This is a genomic window from Pseudomonas sp. BRG-100, from assembly GCF_000737955.1.
GTDB lineage: Bacteria > Pseudomonadota > Gammaproteobacteria > Pseudomonadales > Pseudomonadaceae > Aquipseudomonas > Aquipseudomonas synxantha_A.
In genome coordinates this window covers 5,982,643-6,002,790 of sequence record NZ_JPRX01000001.1, presented here as the reverse complement: position 1 = coordinate 6,002,790, position 20,148 = coordinate 5,982,643, and the positions used below count along the sequence as shown (strand labels likewise).

At 60.6% G+C, this 20,148-nt stretch carries 15 protein-coding genes; 4 read left to right on the top strand and 11 right to left on the bottom strand.

Annotated elements, in window-relative coordinates; genetic code table 11:
* Positions 1–10 precede the first annotated feature (10 nt).
* The 9 genes from JH25_RS00925 to JH25_RS00965 form a co-directional block, all read right to left on the bottom strand.
* Positions 11–1,309, bottom strand: a complete 1,299-nt coding sequence (locus JH25_RS00925; protein WP_032880815.1) for an acetyl-CoA C-acetyltransferase — start codon at positions 1,307–1,309, stop codon at positions 11–13.
* Complete coding sequence (locus JH25_RS00930; protein WP_032880814.1) at positions 1,309–2,196, bottom strand: MaoC/PaaZ C-terminal domain-containing protein; 888 nt, start codon at positions 2,194–2,196, stop codon at positions 1,309–1,311. The genes JH25_RS00925 and JH25_RS00930 overlap by 1 nt, the downstream gene beginning before the upstream one ends.
* A gap of 4 nt (positions 2,197–2,200) precedes the next feature.
* A complete protein-coding gene (locus tag JH25_RS00935) occupies positions 2,201–3,544 on the bottom strand; it encodes a 3-oxoacyl-ACP reductase (protein WP_032880813.1) in 1,344 nt (447 codons plus the stop codon).
* Positions 3,545–3,623: 79 nt separating this feature from the next.
* The gene (locus JH25_RS00940) at positions 3,624–6,149 is read right to left on the bottom strand and encodes an acyl-CoA dehydrogenase (protein ID WP_032880812.1); all 2,526 of its coding nucleotides are present in this window, start codon (positions 6,147–6,149) and stop codon (positions 3,624–3,626) included.
* Positions 6,150–6,378: 229 nt separating this feature from the next.
* The gene (locus tag JH25_RS00945) at positions 6,379–7,830 is read right to left on the bottom strand and encodes an outer membrane protein transport protein (RefSeq protein WP_032880811.1); all 1,452 of its coding nucleotides are present in this window, start codon (positions 7,828–7,830) and stop codon (positions 6,379–6,381) included.
* Positions 7,831–7,950: 120 nt separating this feature from the next.
* Positions 7,951–8,454 carry an alkane oxidation protein activator PraB gene (gene praB, locus JH25_RS00950; RefSeq protein WP_032880810.1) on the bottom strand — a complete coding sequence of 168 codons (504 nt, stop codon included), beginning with the start codon at positions 8,452–8,454 and terminating at the stop codon, positions 7,951–7,953.
* 134 nt (positions 8,455–8,588) lie between these two features.
* Positions 8,589–9,083, bottom strand: a complete 495-nt coding sequence (praA, locus tag JH25_RS00955) for an alkane oxidation protein activator PraA (protein ID WP_032880809.1) — start codon at positions 9,081–9,083, stop codon at positions 8,589–8,591.
* 125 nt (positions 9,084–9,208) lie between these two features.
* Complete coding sequence (locus tag JH25_RS00960; protein WP_032880808.1) at positions 9,209–10,489, bottom strand: alkane 1-monooxygenase; 1,281 nt, start codon at positions 10,487–10,489, stop codon at positions 9,209–9,211.
* 308 nt (positions 10,490–10,797) lie between these two features.
* Positions 10,798–11,796 (bottom strand): alpha/beta fold hydrolase, encoded by a 999-nt coding sequence (locus JH25_RS00965; RefSeq protein WP_032881324.1) that lies wholly within the window; start codon positions 11,794–11,796, stop codon positions 10,798–10,800.
* A 290-nt stretch (positions 11,797–12,086) separates the two neighbouring features.
* Between JH25_RS00965 and JH25_RS00970 the strand changes: the two genes are divergently transcribed.
* Genes JH25_RS00970 through JH25_RS00980 form a run of 3 tightly spaced genes read left to right on the top strand, consistent with a single transcriptional unit; the run spans position 12,087 to position 15,370 of the window.
* Positions 12,087–13,625 (top strand): flavin-containing monooxygenase, encoded by a 1,539-nt coding sequence (locus JH25_RS00970; protein ID WP_032880807.1) that lies wholly within the window; start codon positions 12,087–12,089, stop codon positions 13,623–13,625.
* A complete protein-coding gene (locus JH25_RS00975) occupies positions 13,622–14,512 on the top strand; it encodes an SDR family NAD(P)-dependent oxidoreductase (protein WP_032880806.1) in 891 nt (296 codons plus the stop codon). Before JH25_RS00970 ends, JH25_RS00975 begins: the two co-directional genes overlap by 4 nt.
* 15 nt (positions 14,513–14,527) lie before the next feature.
* Entirely contained in the window at positions 14,528–15,370 is an 843-nt protein-coding gene (locus JH25_RS00980; protein WP_032880805.1) for a metal-dependent hydrolase, read from the top strand.
* A 28-nt stretch (positions 15,371–15,398) separates the two neighbouring features.
* Here JH25_RS00980 and JH25_RS00985 read toward each other — a convergent pair whose 3' ends face one another.
* Positions 15,399–18,035, bottom strand: coding sequence for an MGH1-like glycoside hydrolase domain-containing protein (locus JH25_RS00985; protein ID WP_032880804.1), 2,637 nt, complete (start codon positions 18,033–18,035; stop codon positions 15,399–15,401).
* 239 nt (positions 18,036–18,274) lie between these two features.
* Here JH25_RS00985 and hglS point away from each other — a divergent pair, with 239 nt between their 5' ends.
* The gene (gene hglS, locus JH25_RS00990; RefSeq protein WP_032880803.1) at positions 18,275–19,651 is read left to right on the top strand and encodes a 2-oxoadipate dioxygenase/decarboxylase HglS; all 1,377 of its coding nucleotides are present in this window, start codon (positions 18,275–18,277) and stop codon (positions 19,649–19,651) included.
* A 139-nt stretch (positions 19,652–19,790) separates the two neighbouring features.
* On the opposite strand, the gene JH25_RS00995 is transcribed toward hglS, so the two are convergent.
* The gene (locus tag JH25_RS00995) at positions 19,791–20,015 is read right to left on the bottom strand and encodes a DUF465 domain-containing protein (protein WP_032880801.1); all 225 of its coding nucleotides are present in this window, start codon (positions 20,013–20,015) and stop codon (positions 19,791–19,793) included.
* Between the last annotated feature and the right edge of the window lie 133 nt (positions 20,016–20,148).

Here is a 20,148-nt window from a genome sequence, read left to right as displayed (position 1 = left end):
TTTAAAAGCGTTACTTTTCGACGATGGCGGTAATGCCCAACCCACCCGCCGCACAGATCGAGATCAGGCCGCGGCCACCACCGCGTTCATGGATCGCCTTGGCCAGCGCCGCCAATTGCCGACCGCCAGTGGCCGCGAACGGATGGCCGCAGCCCAGTGAGCCACCGTTGACGTTCATCTTGCTGCGCTCGATGGTGCCCAGGGGTGCATCAAGGCCGAGCCGCTCGCGGCAATATTCAGGGTCTTCCCACGCGTTGAGCGTACACAGCACCTGGGCGGCAAACGCTTCGTGTATCTCGAATAAATCAAAGTCGGCAAAACTCAAGCCTTCCCGTTGCAACATGCGCGGCACGGCGTAGGCCGGTGCCATCAGCAGGCCCTCGGTGCCGTCGACAAAATTTACCGCCGCCGTCTCACCCGTGCGCAAGTAGGCCAGCACCGGCCAGCCATTGGCAGTGGCCCATTCTTCACTGGCAAGCAGCACCACCGAAGCGCCATCGGTCAAGGGCGTGGAGTTGCCGGCAGTGAGGGTGCCGTTCTGGCGGTCGAATACCGGCGACAGGCCCGCCAGTTTCTCCAGGCTGATATCGGCACGCAGGTTATTGTCGCGGGCCAGGCCGCGATGGGGACTGATCAGGTCGTCGAAAAAACCGCGGTTGTAGGCCGCGTCCAATCGTTGGTGGCTGGTAAGGGTCAACTCGTCCTGGGCCAGGCGCTTGATCTGCCAGCGCTTGGCCATTTCTTCGCAGTGCTCGCCCATGGACAGCCCCGTACGCGGCTCGCCATTGCGCGGCAGCAGCGGCTTGAACAACATCGACGGGCGCACGTTGAGGAGTTGCTTGAGCTTGTCGCCCATGCCCTTGGCGCGATTGGCCGCAAGCAAGGTATGGCGCAAGGATTCGTTGATGCCGATAGGCGCGTCGGAGGTGGTGTCGGCGCCACCGGCAATGCCGACTTCGATCTGGCCCAGAGCGATTTTATTCGCCACCAGCAGCGCAGCTTCAAGCCCGGTGCCGCAGGCTTGCTGCACATCATAGGCCGGGGTTTGCGGCGACAGTGTGGTGGACAACAGCGCTTCACGGGCCAGGTTGAAATCCCGCGAATGCTTGATCACTGCCCCGGCGGCAAATTCGCCCAGGCGTTGGCCATGCAGGTTGTAACGGTCGACCAGGCCCTGGAGAGCGGCGACCAGCAGATCCTGGTTGCTGTCATGGGCATACACCGTGTTGGAGCGAGCAAACGGAATGCGATTGCCGCCGATAATCGCCACGCGGCGAGTTGGCGCCGGGTTGAAGCTGTAGTCACTCATCACTGGTTCTCTTTCCAAATAAACAGCCCGCGCATATGGGGTTTGTCCCCGGCGAAATTGCGCACTTCGAACTCACGGCGTGGGCCAGTCACCGGGTGGCTCCACAGGGCGACCTGGCCAGGCAGGAAAATCGGCAACTTGAAATCGCAATGCGCTTGCGCCTGCTCCAGGCCACCGGGCGGTTGTTGCGCCGCCAATGCACGGCCCAGCGTCCACATGCCATGGGCGATGGCACGGCGAAAACCAAAAAGCCTGGCCCCAATGACCGAGGTGTGAATCGGATTGAAATCCCCCGAGACCTTGGCAAAGCGTCGCCCCAGGTCGGCGGGAAGCACCCAGCGCTGGGTGCGCAACAAGCCTTCCTCCTGCAATGGCAATGGGTCATTCCATGGCTCACCCACGGGGTTGTTGACGTTACGGCGCAGGTACAGGCTGTCGCTTTCCCACACCAGCGCGCCCGCACTGAAGGCACGGGTGGCGATACTCAATGCCTGCCCCTTGGGATGCGCGACCCAGCGCTCGCAGTACACCTCCACGCGCAACGCCTGGCCCTGGTGCAGGCGCTGGTGCTGACGAATACGATTGGCCAGATGCACCATGCCGCTGGCCGGGTACGGGAAGCTTGGCCGGGTCAGCAGCATCAAGTGCAAGGGAAAGGCCAATACATGGGGGTAGGACAGCGGCACGCCCTGTTCGGGACGAAAGCCACAGGCCCGTGCGTAAGCGGCGATACCCGCGGGGGAAAGCGCCACCGCAGCGCGCACCAGGCACGCCGTGGGTAACAGCGGCGCACCGTCGAGCTTGGGCTTGCGCATAGCGCGCATACCGTCGAGCAGCAACTGCGTGCGCGACGGCGGCGGGTCGATAATCTGCGTCACATAGTCCATCGCTTCAGGCTCCCAACAGGCTTTGGCCACACACTCGCACGACCTGGCCATTCACTCCGCCCGACGCAGGATGAGCGAGCCAGGCGATAGTCTCGGCCACATCAATAGGCTGCCCGCCCTGAGACAATGAATTCATGCGCCGCCCCGCCTCACGGATCATCAACGGGATCTTCGCGGTCATCTGGGTCTCGATAAAGCCGGGCGCCACCGCATTCACTGTGACCTGCCGGGCCGCCGCACGCGGTGCCAGACCTTGCACCAGGCCAATCACGCCCGCCTTGGAGGTGGCATAGTTGCTTTGCCCCAGGTTGCCGGCAATCCCTGAGATCGACGACACGCAGATGATGCGCCCACCGGCGTTGATGCCCTGGTTGTCGAGCAAGGCTTCACTGAGCTGCAACGGTGCCTGCAGGTTGACCGCCATCACGCTGCGCCAGGCGGCTTCGGTCATCTTGGCGATGGTCTTGTCACGGGTGATCCCGGCGTTGTGCACCACCACATCAAAGCCACCGTATTGGCTGACATGGGCTTGCAACAGCGCGGCGGTGTCGGCGGCGGTGATGTCCAGGGGCAACGACGACCCGCCGACGCTGGCGGCGGCCTGTTGCAAAGCTTGCTGGGCCTGGGGCACGTCCACGCACACCACATGGGCGCCGTCACGCGCCAGCACCTGGGCGATAGCCAGGCCGATGCCTCGGGAAGCACCGGTGACCAAGGCACGGTGACCGGCGAAGGGTTTGTCCCAATTGACGGTGGTGTTGCCATCCACAGGTCTTTCCAGGCGCACCACCTGCCCCGAGACATAGGCAGAGCGGCGTGACAGGAAGAAGCGCAAACTGCTGTCCAACGCCTCCTCGGCACCCGGCGCCACATACAACAATTGCACGGTGATCGCCCGACGCAGCTCCTTGGCCAGCGAGCGCACCAAACCCTCGAGGGCGCGCTGGGCGATGGCTTGGGGCAAGTCCTTGCAGTGTTCCGGCGCGGTGCCGAGCACCACCACTCGGCCATGTTGGCCTAGGCGTTTGGCATTGGCGTGGAAGAACAGGTAGAGCTCGTCCAACTGTTGCAGATCGACCACGCCACTGGCATCAAACACTGCGCCTTGCACCTTGACCGTGGACGGTGCCTTGAGGGTTGCCGCCGTGGCGGCGACGGTGTCGGTGGCGCTGAAGATACGCAGCACCGACGCCGCCAGGCGCCCTGCCCCGGCGATGATCACCGGGTTGGCCAGCCCGGCCTGGCCGCTGCGATGACGCTGCAGCGGCAAGGGTTGCGGCAAGCCAATAGCCTGGGCCAGGCGACGGCCCCAGGGGGAGTTGACGAATGAAAGGTAGTTGTCACTCATGGTAAGCACTCACTCACGCCACACATTTGCCTTGTAAACCCAATCAAATGTGGGAGGGGGCAAGCCCCCTCCCACACTGTCAATTCACTGGGGCGTTTTCGCTTTGGCTGCTGCGCCGTTTGGCGGCCGGTTCGAGCGCCTGCTTGCGCTGCTGCAACGCCTCCAGCAAACCAAAGTCCTGGGGGAAGTCATCCACCTGGATACCGTGATCGGCGTATTCCACATAGCGGCCCAGCAAGGCGTCCTCGTCGTCGCTGATCAAGTCCAGCGCCCGCGCCTTGACGCGCCATTCGGTAAAGGCCGTGGACGAAATCGGCAGCGGGCCAAGCAAACCTTGCTTGATGGCGGGTTTAAGCCGAGCCTCGATCGACTCCACCTGTGGCAGTAAACGAAAGCCCAATTCGCCGTAGGCCAGCTTGTCGATTTCCGGGCGCGGGATGTAGGAATTGGCCAGCAAGCGGTCGCGGGTTTCCCCTGGGGTTTGCACCACATCGGCCACTTGCGCCAACAGACGATCCGACGGTTTGTGCAGGGGAATGCCAAACGGAAAACTCAACGCGCGCACCACCCTCGCCGCTGGTTTCGACGGGTAGTTGTCGAGCACCTCAGCCAAGGCTTCATGGGCGCGCAGCAACGCGTCCTGCGCCGCCCAATGCACCAGCGGCAGATCTGCCTGGGGCCGGCCGTCGTCCTCGAAACGCTTGAGCACGCACGACAGGATGTACAGCTGCGACAGAATATCCCCCAAACGCCCGGTGATACTTTCCTTGCGCTTGAGGGCCCCCCCGAGCACGCCCATGGAAATGTCCGAGATCAACGCCAGCACCACCGACAGCCGATTGGCCTGACGGTAGTAGGACGCCAGCGCCGGGTCGGTCTTGGCAGGCGCGGCAAGCAGGCGCCCGCCAGTCAGGGAATGCACCGCTGCGCGGACGGTGTTGGCCAGTACAAAACTCACATGGCCGAACATCGCGCTGTCGAAGTCTTCCAGCGCCTTGCGCCGGTCCGGGTTGCGCGCCGCTTCCATTTCGCGCAACACATAGGGGTGGCAACGAATCAGGCCCTGGCCAAAGATGATCAGGCAGCGGGTCATGATGTTGGCGCCTTCCACCGTAATGGCGATGGGGCTTTGCTGATAGGCACGGGCGAGGAAGTTATTGGGCCCCATGCAGATGCCCTTGCCGGCGACAATGTCCATGCCGTCGTTGACGATGATGCGCGCGCGCTCAGTGACGTGGTATTTGGCAATGGCTGAGATCACTGAAGGTTTCTCACCGGCATCCAGGGACGCTACCGACACCTTGCGCACCGCATCGCAGGCATACAGGTGCCCGGCCATGCGCGCCAACGGAGCCTGCACCCCTTCGAACTTGCCGATGGGCAAGCCGAACTGCTTGCGCATCGCCGCATAGGCTGTAGTGCCGCGCACGGCGACTTTACCCAGGCCAACGTTAGCCGAAGGCAGGGAAATAGCCCGGCCCGCGGCCAGGCACTCCATCAACATGCGCCAGCCGTTACCGACTTGTTCACGGCCGCCAATCACCCACTCCAGTGGAATGAATACGTCCTTGCCGGTGGTAGGACCGTTCTGGAACACCGCATTCAGCGGCCAGTGACGACGACCGCTGTTCACCCCTGGATGAGAAGTCGGGATCAGCGCACAGGTAATACCCAGGGAACCGGCCGCGCCAAGCAGGCCGTCCGGGTCTTCGGCGCGAAATGCCAGGCCCAATACCGTGGCAATCGGGCCAAGGGTGATGTAACGCTTGTCCCAGGTCACTTTGAAACCCAGCACTTCTTCGCCTTCGTGCAGACCTTTGCAGACAATGCCCAGGTCCGGGATCGCACCCGCGTCAGAGCCGGCATACGGGCTGGTCAAGGCAAAACACGGGATGTCTTCGCCCCGCGCCAGGCGCGGCAGGTAGTAATTGCGCTGGGCGTCGGTGCCGTAATGCAGCAGCAATTCGGCCGGGCCCAGGGAGTTGGGCACCATCACCGAAATCGCCGCCGCCGAGCAGCGAGTCGACAGCTTCATCACCACCTGGGAGTGGGCGTAGTGGGAGAAGCCTTTGCCTCCGTACTGCTTGGGAATAATCATGCCGAGGAACCCGGCGTCCTTGGTGTATTGCCAGCCTTCGGGGGACATGTCCTGCCAGACTTGGGTGGTTTCCCAGTCGTTGGCAATGTCGCACAGGGTTTCGACCTCATTGTCGAGAAAGGCTTGCTCCTCCGCACTCAGGCTGGCCGGCGCGGCTTGCAACAGGCGCTGCCAGTTGGGCTTGCCGCTGAACAGCTCGGCATCCCACCACACAGTGCCGGACTCGATGGCCGCACGCTCGGTGTCGGACATCGCCGGCATGATCGTGCGAAACAGGCCCAGGGCCTTGCTGGTCAACAGAGTGCGGCGCAGGGGTTTGAGCGCCAGCACCAGGGCCGGCAACACCACCAGTACCGCCGCGACGGCGGTGCCCAGGCCGGCCACGACGTTGAACAGGTAACCCGCTGCCAGCCAAACCAGGCCAGTGACCAGCCACAGGGTAGCGGCGGCTTGTCGATACGCCAGGGCAATCGCTGCTGCGAAACCCACCAATAACCAGATAAGCATAGGGATACCTCTACTTGATTCGGGATGTGGCCAGAGCACAGGCAGGTCGAGCTGCGCGGCGGCGTAAAACCACACTACAAACTTGAAAGACTAAATTCAAATTATGTTTTGAAATTTTTATTTAATCATTGGACGCAATAATTTGAGGCCGAACGAAGGCCTCAAAACAGTTATCAAAATCGTTGAGCAGCGAGCACCAGATGCTCTGGTACTCGCTGTCAGGGTGGGCTCAGAACTTGTACGTGGCTGACAGGCTGACAATATCGCCTGAGGACTCGGCCTTGCCGTCAAGCCTGCCACCGCCCAGTCGGTCTACGTTCTGGGTCTTGATGTTGACCTTCTCGACAAATTGATGCGAGTACGCGGCGTCCAGAGTCAAGCCAGGAACGGCTTTGATATCGTAGCCCGCACCCAAAGAGAGAAAATAACGGTCACCGTCAGGAATACGCGGATCGCGCGTCGAATTGCGGGTTGGCGTTTGGTCATAGGCCACACCAGCGCGCAAGGTCAGCTCGTCCGTTGCCTTGAAATCTCCCCCCACCGAGTACATCCACGCATCTTTGTAGTTATAGGGAATGGCGACGATAGTCGAACCCTGAGACTTGAGCGTGAGGTCCTTGAAGGACGACCATTGGGTCCACATGGCGCTGAGACCCAAGGTCCAGCGGTCGTTGAACTGGTGCACCCAGTCGAGCGCCGCGGTGGCTGGAATATCCAACTGAGTACTGGCATGGGCGCCACCGGGGTACAGCGTCAGGCCCGGATAAGCCGTTTCGACCAGCGTCTTGCCGTTACCGAAGATCGTATCGTCAGTCATCAGGCCATTGTTCAAGGCATCAGCCCGGACGCTGTATTTGCCTGTCAGCTTGTTTTTGATTTTGGCGTGATAGTTAAGGCCCAGCGAGTCTCGATCAGTCGGCTTCCAGACAACACCGGTAAACCAGCCAGTGGAGATGTTATCGACCTTCACCCGCATCAGCGCGGTGCCGACGCCCGCCGGAAATGCCCCGTTACCCAAGCCTGGTGAGACTGACGCGGCCGAAAACAGGTCAACATTCTGGCTGACGAAGCCTTGACTGCGCTGAACGATAAGGCCCCCGCCGATGGAGAAGTCGTCACGCACCTTGAAGGATAAGGAGCCCGTCAGACCGACGGTCTCGATTTTGGTGTCCACGGCGAAGTCGCGAAACTTGGAGTTTTCATTCCAGGTGGTGCGCATACCTTGCGGCACGACCTGACTGAGGCCGAATGCAAAGCGGTCACCGATTGGAATAACGAGGAAGCCGGTAGGCAACCAGGCGGTGAAACCACCCTGGCCGCCATCGTTGTTATTGAGTGCTGCAGTGCTGGGGTCAAAGCTGCCATCAGGCATTACCGCCGTATTACTGACCGGGTTACCGGTGTAATCATAGGCTTGGCCGCTGTATTTGATTTTGACCCGAGCATAGTCAACGGTCTGTTGAACCACGGACTGGTCGACGAACGCCATGGCCGCCGGGTTGTTGTAGGCAGAGCTTGGATCATTCTTGAACAGAGAGCCGCCGCCGAATGCCCGGCCCCAGCCTGGAGCACCATAAGTCGGCGTGGAGAAACCACCCGCCTGCACGGACGCAGTCGTCATCAAGCCTCCCAATATTGCCAGCCCCAGCAGTGTTTGAGCCTGTTGTTTCTTACTGATCATGCGGCACTCCTTATTATTATGCGCTCCCGGCATGGCCGGCTTTCCACGTCAGCCGGCACCTCTGGCGAGGTGCCGGCCTTTCAGCGGGTGATCAACCCTTTATCCAGCAACAAGCAGCCGTTATGGATTGACGGTCAGGCCAGCAGCAGTGGTGGTCAGCGAGACCACGTTGCAGCCACCGCTCAGAGCCTGGTTGGCAGCCGTAAGCGTGTGAGTCGCAGCATTCCAGGCCACGCTGATAGTGGATGGACCGCAGTCGGTACCTGGGATTACGATGGTCTTTTTAATGGTGTAACCAACGTTCTCTACTTGGCCGGTAGTGCCCGACAAGGCCGTCAGCTTCCAGCCTGGCGACGGGATGCTTTTCAAGGTGGGCAATGCACACAGGCCACCGCCGGTCAGCGAGGCATTGTTGATAGTCGCAACGCCGCCGCTGACATTGCCGCTGAAGGTAATGCCACAGGTCACAGAGCCCCCGAACGACGACGGTGACTGCACCACGATGGAGCCTGCGGTCGTGGTGAAAGGGCCTTCCGGGCTGATTGAAGCCGCACTGGCCATCGAAGCAGCACCCATGCAAACAGCCAGGGCAGTCAACGACACGAGAGTTTTCAAGCTTTTCATTGTTTTTCCTCACATGTTATGGCGATTCATTTCGCCAGGGGTAATGGCCATGATCGAGAGGTCACGGTGAAACTGCAGAACTTCCCTTTCCAGCCAAATTTCAATGCATTTACCGCTGCAACAGTTGGAACGGTTTATTCGACCACTTTGAAGTTGGGCGGCATCTTGATGGATACCGTGTTGATCTTGCAGTCTTCGCCAATAGCAACATTGGCGGCTTCCAACTTGCCGGTGGCGTTATCCCAAGTACCGTCGGCGGTTGAAGGGCCGCACTTGCCGCCCAGGCCAAAGGCGTGCACATCGACGCTGATCCTGGACATCGAGCCACTCTTTGTATCTTTGGCGACCAGCACCCAGGGCAAATTGATCGCTTCGACACGACTGCATTTGAGGCCACCGTCAAACTCGACTTTATCGACATTCACCGATGAGCCATCGGCCGCGACCTTGCCGGCCACCTTGATCATGCAGTCGGCGCTGATCAGCTTGCCTTTGGAAAAGCTGATGGGCCCTTGAGCCGTGAAGGCACTGCCAGCAGGTTCGATACGGGCAGCCTGGGCCTGGTGATAAACAATCAGGCCCATCGCTGCCAGCAGGATATGGGCGGTGAACTTGGCAGAACTTTGCATGGTGTACGTCCTTCCCTTGAAATTATTTTTGTAGGGTCAAACCACGTTCTTGCACCTGATACTGGGGGCGACAAGGACCTGCGCGATACACAGATCCCGAGTACGCACGTACTGCTTACTTCATTTCAAAACGGCTTGGCGCTGTTGCTGTACTTCTCCAGATACTTCAAACGCTGTGACGGTTGAAGATTGGTCAGGGTGATATCCCCGGCATAATGATTGAGCACCCGATGGTCCATACGACGTCGCCACAAGTAAGGCACATAGGCCCAGACAATCATGCTCGCGTAACCATACGGAAGTTGCGGTGACTCATCGAAGTGGCGCAACGACTGATAACTGCGCGTGGGGTTGGCATGGTGATCGGAATGCCGCTGAAGTTGGAACAGGAAGATATTGGTGACAATCCGGTTACTGTTCCATGAATGGCGCGGCGAGCAACGTTCGTAACGGCCATTGGGCAACTTCTGGCGCTTGAGGCCGTAATGCTCGACGTAGTTCACCACCTCCAGCAACGAGAACCCGTAGATGCCCTGGATGATCAGGAACGGAATCACCGCCGCGCCCAACCAGGCAATCATCGCGCCCCACAACACCACGCTGTACATCCAGGCACTGAGCACGGCGTTCTTCCAGTGCAAGGCCGGCAAACCGAGTTTGCGCAGGCGTTCGCGCTCCAGGTTCCAGGCCGACACGGCGCTGAACCACACCGAACGCGGCAGGAATGCCCAAAAACTTTCCCCCAGCCGCGAACTGGCGGGATCTTCCGGGGTGGCGACCCGAACGTGATGGCCGCGGTTATGTTCGGTGTAGAAGTGCCCGTAGAACGTCGGCGCCAGGGTGACCTTGGCCAGGAACACTTCCAGGGGCTTGGGTTTGTGCCCCAGTTCATGGGCGGTGTTGATCGCGATGCCCGTGGCAGCGCCGGTGGACATTGCCATACCCAGGTAAGTGAACACGCTGATGTGGCCATGCAGTTCAGTGCGTGCGGTGACGAATGCAGCAGCCTTGGCCAGCCAGCTCGACGGCTCAAGTGTGGCCGTGGCGTTCAGCAGGCCGCCGTTGATGATCCAGTCGATGCCACCGGCGGCCAGCCAGCCGGTGATAATCACTGAAGAGATCACAAACAGCACGCCGGTGTAGACGATCCAGCGATAGTAACGTTGGGATTCAAGGTTGCTGACGGCAGATTCAGGCGGGTTGCTGACATCTTCGCCGAGCAGGCCGTCGATCAGGGGGATCAAGCCGAAGATCACCAGCACACCCACCCACCACAATTGCTGTACGCCGGTGCCGATCGCCAGGGCGCCGGAGAGCAAGGGGGTTGCCAGTGGCATGATGCCGAGCCACCACAGGTGGCGCTTTGCGTCGGTCCAGACGTGCGGGGCGGCCAGGGTCTGATTCATGGCAACCTCCGTACACATTCGGTGTGCATCGGGGCAGCCAACAGGTTTACGGAGCGCTGACTGCCCCGAGAAATCAACCATGCGATAAAAGGCGTTTTTTTCATTATTTTATTCGCTCTTAGGCATTTCAAAAATAATTTCAAATTACACATTGAAATAATTTTTTTAAATAAATAGCGCGGAATCGTTAGGTCGTCAACTAGTTTCTCCAGCCCTTTTTACCGTGACCGGGCAGTCTCTTTTTCAGCCGTCTGGTCAGGTGTCTAGGACAGGCATCAACGCCTTTGAACCGCGAGTCGGGTGCACCCTTATCTACTCGCCAGGGCCTTGGGAGGGTGCAACAGCCGGATGCCTGCCCCGGGCCTGACGCGCTTGGCGACCTGCTCCACCAGCGCCACCACTCGCTCTGTCGCGGTGATCGGCAACATATGCCCACAGCCTTCGACCACTTGCATTTTCAGCCCTGGCACCTTGCTCGCCAGGGCCTGGCCGTGTTTCTGAAAGTCGAGCACCTTGTCGCGGGTGCCATAGATCAGCCCGATGGGCAAGGTCAGTTGCGGGTAGCGCTTGACCATGTCGGGCAGGTGGTCGTTGACCCGGTTGATTTCGGTGGACGCGGCATAGAAGTTGTCCGGACGCATGCCCAGCAGCCCGCCGCCCCGGGTGGCGAAGTCCGGCGGTGCGGCATCGGGGCCGAAGACGCCTTTGACCACCGCATTTTTACTCAGCAGGCCAACGGGCATCGTCAGGGTGTGGGCCATCCAGCGTCGCAGCCAGGCCGGGCGCACCGATAATGACAGGAACACCAGCGGCAACATGCGTTGCGGGTGAGTCAAAGGCGCTACCAGTACCAACCCGGATACCGCATGGGGATGGTCGAGGGCCAGCGCCAGAGCAACCGCGCCACCCAGGGAATGGCCCAGCACCAACGGCTTGCCCAGGTCGAGCGTGTCGATAAAGGCCGCGATTTGTCGGGCCTGACCCGGTAAGTCTGCGGCCGTGCCACTGTGTCGGCTGGAATAGCCGGACCCCGGCCGGTCAAGGGTGATCACGCGAAAATGCTCACGCAACTGACCAGACAAGGCATACGTGAGGTTACGGCTGCTGCCCATCAGCCCGTGGATCATCACCAGCGGCGGGCCCTTGCCCTCTTCGACATAATGAAAGCGCTCGCCATCCACCTCGACGAAACGCCCGTTGATCGGAACCCGCGCTTCAATGCGCCGCGTCATCCAGGCACTCAAGCCCCATAACGCCGCGCTGGCGCCGGCCAGCACTCCCGCAGCGACAACCCATTCCACAGCCATAGCTCGGTCCTCTGCTTCCCTGCTGCTGGCGACCCGACCGGAATTGATCAAGGCCTCAGCCATCGTCCACCCCTTGGACCTGGGCGCCCTGCATACCACGCTCGTCCGTCGGACAAATCGCACATGCGGAACAAGGTCCTAGCGTAGGCGAAATTTTCAGGTAGATTATTTAAAATCTTTTTTAAAATAATTAATTCAATTTTCCTTTGCAATGGTGTTCTATCTAAAAGACAAAACAAAAAGAGGAGCACATCCGATGGCCACCCGCTTTCTATCTATGAGGCACGCCCATGACTGCCCACAGTGATTCAATTGACATTGCCATCATTGGCTCGGGATTCGCTGGCCTGTGTATGGCGATCAAGCTCAAGGAGGCCGGGCTCACCGACTTCTTCATCGCCGAACAGGCCGAGACCCTCGGCGGTACCTGGCGCGATAACCACTACCCGGGTTGCGCCTGTGACGTGCAGTCCCATGTGTATTCATTTTCCTTCGCGCCCAACCCGGACTGGTCGCGACAGTTCGCGACACAACCTGAGATCCGCGCCTATCTGGAACACTGCGCCACACGTTTTGAGCTGGCGCCCTATCTGCGTTTTGGCATGGCCCTGCAACGTGCGGTGTTTGATGAGCAACAGCAGCGCTGGCACCTTAGCTTCAGCAATGGCCGCCAAGTCAGCGCACGGGTGCTGGTCTCGGCCATGGGCGGGCTGTCTCGCCCGGCGCTGCCGGATATCCCGGGGCTGGACAGCTTCAAGGGCAAGCGTTTTCACTCCCAGCAGTGGGACCATGACTACTCTTTGAAAGGCAAGCGCGTGGCCGTGATCGGCACCGGCGCCAGTGCCATCCAGTTCGTGCCGCAGATCGCGCCACAGGTGGCGCACCTGGACCTGTTCCAGCGCACGCCGCCCTGGATCATGCCCAAACCGGACCGGCCGATTTCAACGCTTGAACGCTGGCTGTTCAAACACTTGCCGTTCACCCAAAAGCTGGTGCGCGGCGCGTTTTATTGGGCACTGGAAGGCCGGGTGGTGGGTTTTGCCTTGCACCCACGCCTGATGAAGATGGTGCAGAAAATCGCCCTGCGGCATCTGCGCAAACAAGTGGCCCGCCCTTCCCTGCGCAAGACGCTGACGCCGGACTACACCATCGGCTGCAAGCGCGTGCTGATCTCCAATGACTACTACCCGGCGCTGTCGCGCAGTAATGTCGAGGTAGTCACCGACAGGGTGCTGCGCATCGAAGCTGATGGTGTGATCACCGCCGACGGGATCAAGCATCCCGCTGACTGCCTGATCTTCGGCACCGGCTTCCAGGCCAGCGACCCCTTGCCGCGAGACTGCATCATCGGCCGCGACGGCATCGACCTGATGGACGCCTGGAGCGACGGCGCCCATGCCTTCAAAGGCACCACCGTGCCGGGCTATCCCAACCTGTTTCTGATCGTCGGACCCAACACCGGCCTGGGGCATAACTCGATGATCCTGATGATCGAAGCTCAGGTCACCTACATCCTCGATGCCTTGAAACATATGCGGCGCCAGAGCATTGCCACGGTCGAGGTCAAACCCGCCGTAGAGCACGCCTACAACCACCAGTTGCAGGACAAGCTCAAGCGCACCATCTGGAACACCGGCGGCTGCCAGAGCTGGTACCTGGACCCACGCACCGGCAAGAACACCACGCTGTGGCCCGGTTCTACCTGGCGTTTCAAACAGCTCACCCGTCACTTTGCGCTCAAGGACTACGTCGCCAGCCCGTTGCCGGCGCCCGCTCTGCCACGTCCCGTACCAGCCCCTCACTCCGCAACAGAAGGCAGCCTGTCATGAAGTCATTCAATGGCCGCGTTGCGGCGATCACCGGTGCAGCCTCCGGCATGGGCCGCGCATTGGCTTTAGCCTTGGCACGCGAAGGCTGCCACCTGGCCTTGGCCGACAAGAACAACCAGGGGTTGGAACAGACCCTGGAGCTGATCCGCACATCGACCTTGTCGCCCGTGACCGTTACCACGCAGGTGCTGGACGTCTCTGACCGCCAAGCCATGCAGGATTGGGCTGCACGCTGTGCCGCGGAACATGGCCAGGTCAACCTGGTGTTCAACAATGCCGGGGTGGCGCTGTCGAGTACCGTCGAAGGCGTGGACTACGCCGACCTGGAATGGATCGTCGGCATCAATTTCTGGGGCGTGGTGCATGGCACCAAGGCGTTCCTGCCGTATCTCAAGGCCAGCGGCGAAGGCCACATAGTCAATACTTCCAGCGTGTTCGGCCTGTTCGCCCAACCCGGCATGAGCGGTTACAACGCCACCAAGTTTGCTGTGCGCGGCTTCACCGAGGCTCTGCGCCAGGAACTCGACCTGCAACGCTGCGGCGTATCGGCCACCTGTGTGCACCCCGGTGGTATTCGTACTGATATCTGCCGCAGCAGCCGTATCGACGCGAACATGACCGGTTTCCTCATCCACAGCGAACAACAGGCCCGCGCCGATTTCGAAAAGCTGTTCATTACCGACGCCGACCAGGCCGCCAAAGTAATCCTGCAAGGTGTACGCAAAAACAAGCGCCGTGTGCTGATCGGCCGCGACGCCTATTTTCTCGACCTGCTCGCCCGTTGCCTGCCGTCGGCCTATCAGGCACTGGTGGTGTTTGCCAGCAAACGCATGGCGCCCGAGCCGCGCACACAGGTCTTTGAAACCAACGACCAGTCCCATCTCTGAACAGGAGGACGCAGCATGTTGCCGATCCGTCGCGATATCCGTTTTGCCTTGCCTGCCGAGCGCATCAAAGACTGGCATGAACAAGGGCCGGTCATCAGCCACTTCTTCAACGCCCTGTCGTTGCTGTTTCCCCAGGGCGAGCTGTTTTTCATGGACAGCGTGCGCCACTACCGCGGGCAGATCGACGATCCCGAACTGAAAAAGGAAATCCAGGGTTTCATAGGCCAGGAGGCCATGCACAGCCGCGAACATGTGGCCTATAACGACCTGCTGCAAGCGGCGGGCTTGCCGGCGCACACCCTCGACCGACGCCTGAAGTTCTTCCTCGACTTGCAGAAGAAACACCTGCCGCCGTCGTTCAACCTGGCGGTGACCATCGCCCTTGAGCACTACACTGCGATGCTGGCGGAAATCCTGTTGAGCGACCCCTCGCGCTTTGGTGATTCACTCAAGGGTTACCAGCAGATGTGGTATTGGCACGCCTTGGAAGAAACCGAACATAAAGCCGTAGCCTTCGATGTATGGAACCAGGTGATCAAACCCGGCCCCGCACGCTACCTGCTGCGCACCGGCACCATGCTGACCACCACCGTCATGTTCTGGCTAGTGGTGCTGGACTTCCACGTGCGGCTGCTGATTGCCGACCGCACCTCGGGCGGCACGTTGAAGGGGCTGTGGCGCATGGTCAAGTACTTGTACGGTCCCAAGGGCGTGTTCCCGCGGATGCTCAGGCCGTGGCTGCATTATTTCAAACCGGGGTTTCACCCTTGGGAACATGACAACCGCGCACGCCTGGCGGGCATAGATAGCTTGCTTGAAGAGATCGAGCGCACGCGGCGCGGCGCCAAAGGGGTGTAGCTACCGACACCTATGCGCGCCATGGGTGCTAGACCTTTGGCTGCAGCAGCAAGGCGACCAGGGCGCTCCACCCCGTCTGGTGCGACGCCCCCAACCCTCGCCCTGTCTCGCCATGAAAGTATTCATGAAACAACACCAGATCGCGGCTGGCCGGGTCCGCCTCCAGCTGCGCATACCCTGCCATGGATGGCCGCAGGCCATTTTCATCGCGCAGGAATAATCCGGTCAGGCGCTGGCTGAGGCTGTCGGCCACGTCTTCCAGCGACGCCAGATAGCCGCTGCCTGTGGGGTATTCCACTGAGAAGTTATCCGCGTAGTAGCGGTGAAATTCACGCAGCGATTCGATCAGCATGTAGTTCACCGGCATCCACAGCGGCCCGCGCCAATTGGAGTTGCCGCCGTACAGGCGAGAGTCGGATTCGCCGGGCTGGTAACTGGCGCACAGGGTGTCGCCATTCATCTTCAGCGCCAGGGGTTGCTCTGCAAAGGTCTTGGACAAGGCGCGCACACCGAAGGTCGACAAGAACTCCTGGTCATCCAACATGCGGCGCAGCAAATCCTTGGTACGCTCGCCACGCAGCAACGCCAACAACAGGCGATTGCCCTGCCCCGGTTCGTTCCAGCGCGAGACCAGTTTGGCCAGGTCGGGCCGGTGATGCATAAACCCCAGCAGACGCTCGCGCAGGCCTTCCAAGCCTTCATGTTCGCGCTGTTCCAGCACCAGCACAGCGAACAGCGGCATCAGGCCGACGATAGACCGCAAACGCACCGGTTCGCTCTGGCCGTCGGGACGGTGCAGTACGTCGTAGAAGAACAGGTCCTGCTCATCCCACAAGCCTTCGGCACTGTCATCGACGCGGTTGATGGCGCCGGCGATATACAGGAAGTGCTCGAAAAACTTTACCGCAATGTCCACGTACACGGCGTTGCGCTTGGCCAGCTCCAGCCCGATGCGCATCAGATCCAGGGCATAGGCCGCGACCCAGGCAGTGCCATCGGCCTGGTCCAACTGGTAACCCGGCGGCAGCGTGGCCGAGCGGTCGAACAAGGCAATATTGTCCAGGCCCAGAAAACCACCCTGGAACAGGTTGCGGCCTTCGGCGTCCTTGCGGTTGACCCACCAGGAAAAATTCAGCAGCAGCTTGTGGAAGATCCGCTCCAGAAAGTCCATATCGCCCACGCCGGTCAGCGCCTTGTCCTGCTGATACACGCGCCAGCTGGCCCAGGCATGCACTGGCGGGTTGGCATCGTCGAAGCGCCATTCGTAGGCGGGCAATTGGCCGTTGGGGTGCATGAAACGGTCTTTAACCAGCAACAGCAGCTGTTGCTTGGCGTAGCCGGGATCGATCAGCGCCATGGCCACCGCCTGGAAGCCTTGGTCCCAGGAGGCGTACCACGGGTATTCCCAGGTATCGGGCATGGACAGGATGTCGAAGTTGGACAGGTGGCGCCAATGGGTATTACGGATATGCAAACGCTCGGGCGGCGGCGCAGGCTGGGCCGGATCACCGTCGAGCCACTGGTTGACGTCGAAATAGTACAACTGCTTGGACCACAGCAAGCCGGCCAGGGCCTGGCGCTGCACATTGCGCGCATCGTCATTGGCGATACCCTGTTGCAGGGCTGCGTAGAAGTCATCGGCCTCGCGGCGGCGCTGTTCGAACAACTTGCGTGCGTTGACCTCGGGGGCGTCCAGAGGGGCAAAGCGCAGATAGAGGCTTTTGCTTTCCAGGCCCGCTAATTCAAGACTGAATCGCGCCGCCACCTTGGTGCCCGCGTCACCGCGAATGGCCCCTTGATCACCCTCCACCACGTAATCGTTGATGCCATCCTTGAACGGCCCGGACGTCGGCTGCCCGCCCAGTTTGGCGAAGTTGCTCTCGTTTTCGCAGAACAACCATTGCCACCCATCCTGGCCCCAGGCGGTGAGCTGGCGATCGTCCATCTCATGATGAAGGGCGAGCACGCGGTCGCCGTCCAGCGTCAACCTGGGTTTGGGCGCATCAAAGGTCCAGCTCCAGTCATTGCGCGCCCACAGCTGGGGCAGCACCTGCAGGCGTGTCGGCTGCTCCGAGCGGTTGTGCACGGTGACACGCATGAAAATATCGTCGGGCTGGTGCTTGGCGTATTCGACGCTGATGTCGCAGTAACGGTTGTCTTCAAATACGCCGGTATCAAGGATTTCATACTCGGTATCGCCCAGCCCGCGGCGAGCGTTTTCAGCGATCAGGTCGGCGTAGGGAAAGGCGGCATGGGGGTATTTGTAGAGCATGCGCATGTAGGCATGGCTCGGTACGCCATCGACGAAAAAGTACAGTTCCTTGACGTCTTCCCCGTGGTTGCCTTCAGCGTTATTGAGGCCGAACAGGCGCTCCTTGAGGATCGCATCCCGTTCGTTCCACAGCGCCAGGCCCAGGCACCAGCGTTGTGCCTTGTCGCTGAAACCGGCCAGGCCGTCCTCGCCCCAGCGATAAGCGCGGCTGCGCGCCTGCTCATGGGGGAAGTAGGCCCAGGCGTCGCCATCGGCGCTGTAGTCTTCGCGCACGGTGCCCCACTGGCGTTCGCTCAAGTACGGGCCCCACTCACGCCAACGCTCGGCATCTTGCGTCGCCAGGCGCTGGCCTTCAATCGTGTCAAGCAGGCGGTTTGCGGGTACGGCCGTCATTGAGTCCTCCATCACCTACACAGTGAGGCGCAGTGTAGAACCCAATGGTGCCCGGTTGCACATGAAGACTCACAGCACCAGGCGTTGACAAGCCGCTGGGGCTGGGTTTGCTCCTGTTCATGGCATCTCATTCATTTGCAGAATGAAGTCCAGAAGAATCTTCGTTTGCAAGCCGGCCTGCGCCTCAACAAAATCGGGCAAAGGTCATTTTGCTCGCCACAGCCATCAGGAATTTTTCTATGCACGCCACTGCACATGTCAGCCCCGATGAGATCCGCAAGGGCTTTTCCAAGGCCATGTCCGACATGTACCGCGATGAAGTACCTCTGTACGGCGCGCTGCTGGAACTGGTGGCCCAAACCAATGCGCGCGTACTCGACAGCCAACCTGAGCTGGTGCAGCAGTTGCAGCGTACCGGCGAAATCCAGCGCCTGGACATGGAGCGCCATGGCGCCATCCGCCTGGGCACTGCCGCAGAACTGGCGACCATCAGCCGCCTGTTCGCGGTGATGGGCATGCAACCGGTGGGCTACTACGACCTCACCCCCGCCGGTGTGCCGGTGCATTCCACGGCCTTTCGCGCCGTGCATGAGCACGCGCTGCAAACCAGCCCGTTCCGGGTGTTCACCTCGCTGCTGCGCCTGGAGCTGATCGAAAACCTGGAGCTGCGCACCTTCGCCGAAAGTGCCCTGGCCAAGCGCTCGATCTTCACCCCCGGCGCCCTGGCGCTGATCGAACAGGCCGAAACACAGGGCGGCTTGAATGCCCGCGACGCCCAGGCTTTCATCGACGAGGCGCTGGAGACGTTCCGCTGGCATAACACCGCCACCGTGACAGGCGCGCAATACGAGCAACTGAGCAACCAGCACCGCCTGATCGCCGACGTGGTCGCCTTCAGGGGCCCGCATATCAACCATCTCACGCCACGCACCCTGGACATCGACCAGGTACAGGCCGCCATGCCCGGCAAAGGCATTACGCCCAAAGCCGTGATCGAAGGCCCACCCCGGCGCCATTGCCCGATCCTGCTGCGCCAGACCAGCTTCAAGGCGCTCGACGAACCGATCGCGTTCACCGACGCCCACGGCAGCCACAGCGCACGCTTTGGCGAAATCGAACAACGCGGTGTAGCGCTCACGCCTAAAGGCCGCGCCCTGTACGACCAACTGCTGAACGCCGCCCGCGATGAACTCGGCGCGTTCCCCAACGAGGCCAACGCCGAGCGTTATGTGCAATTGATGGAACGGCACTTTACGGCGTTCCCGGATACCCCCGCACAGATGCGCGAGCAGGGCCTGGCGTACTTTCGTTACTTCGTTACCGCAAAAGGCCTGGCGGCACGCGGCCAGCCCGAGCAGCCGCGAACGTTGCAAGCGCTGGTCAACGCCGATCACGTGGCGGTGGAGCCATTGGTGTATGAGGATTTTCTGCCGGTCAGTGCGGCGGGGATTTTCCAGTCAAACCTGGGGGATGCGGCGCAAAGTCATTACGCGGCCAACGCCAACCAGGCGCAATTCGAACAGGCGCTGGGGCGCAAGACGATTGATGAGTTGCAGCTTTACGGCGAGACGCAGCAGCGTTCCATTGATGAATGCCTGGGCACACTGCTGGCCTGAAATAGGGTGTCCTCCCCGGCTCAGCGGCACAATCCTTGCGCCGCAACAGTCCCCAGAGCCGGGTGGACGGGGCGCATCATAAAGACACAGTCCTGCGATGTCCCGCATACAAATCTGAACAAATATTGCCGTTTTGCGCCTAGCCTAATCGCCCGGCGATTTCGTCCTTGATCAGCAGCCGTTTCTTCTTCAGGTTTTCCACTTTCTCATCGCTGGCACTGGCTTTTTCCGCCTCCAGCACATTCGCGTCGGCATCGTCATATTGAGTGAGCAGCGAATCCAGCCGTTTGTCGTCCGCCCTGCGCTTGTGAACGTCTTCCTTGCTGACACCCAAGTCCTCATACAGGTCGTGTTTCACTGGCATGGCGTACCTCCACAAATTGATCAATGGTCTACGCCCTTGAAGCTAGCCCATTCCAATGGGTCTTGTCATGTTTGAGGTCAATACAGTCCCGTTCGTCGTGCAGCATGCGATGGGATCAAACCTTTGCCGTGCC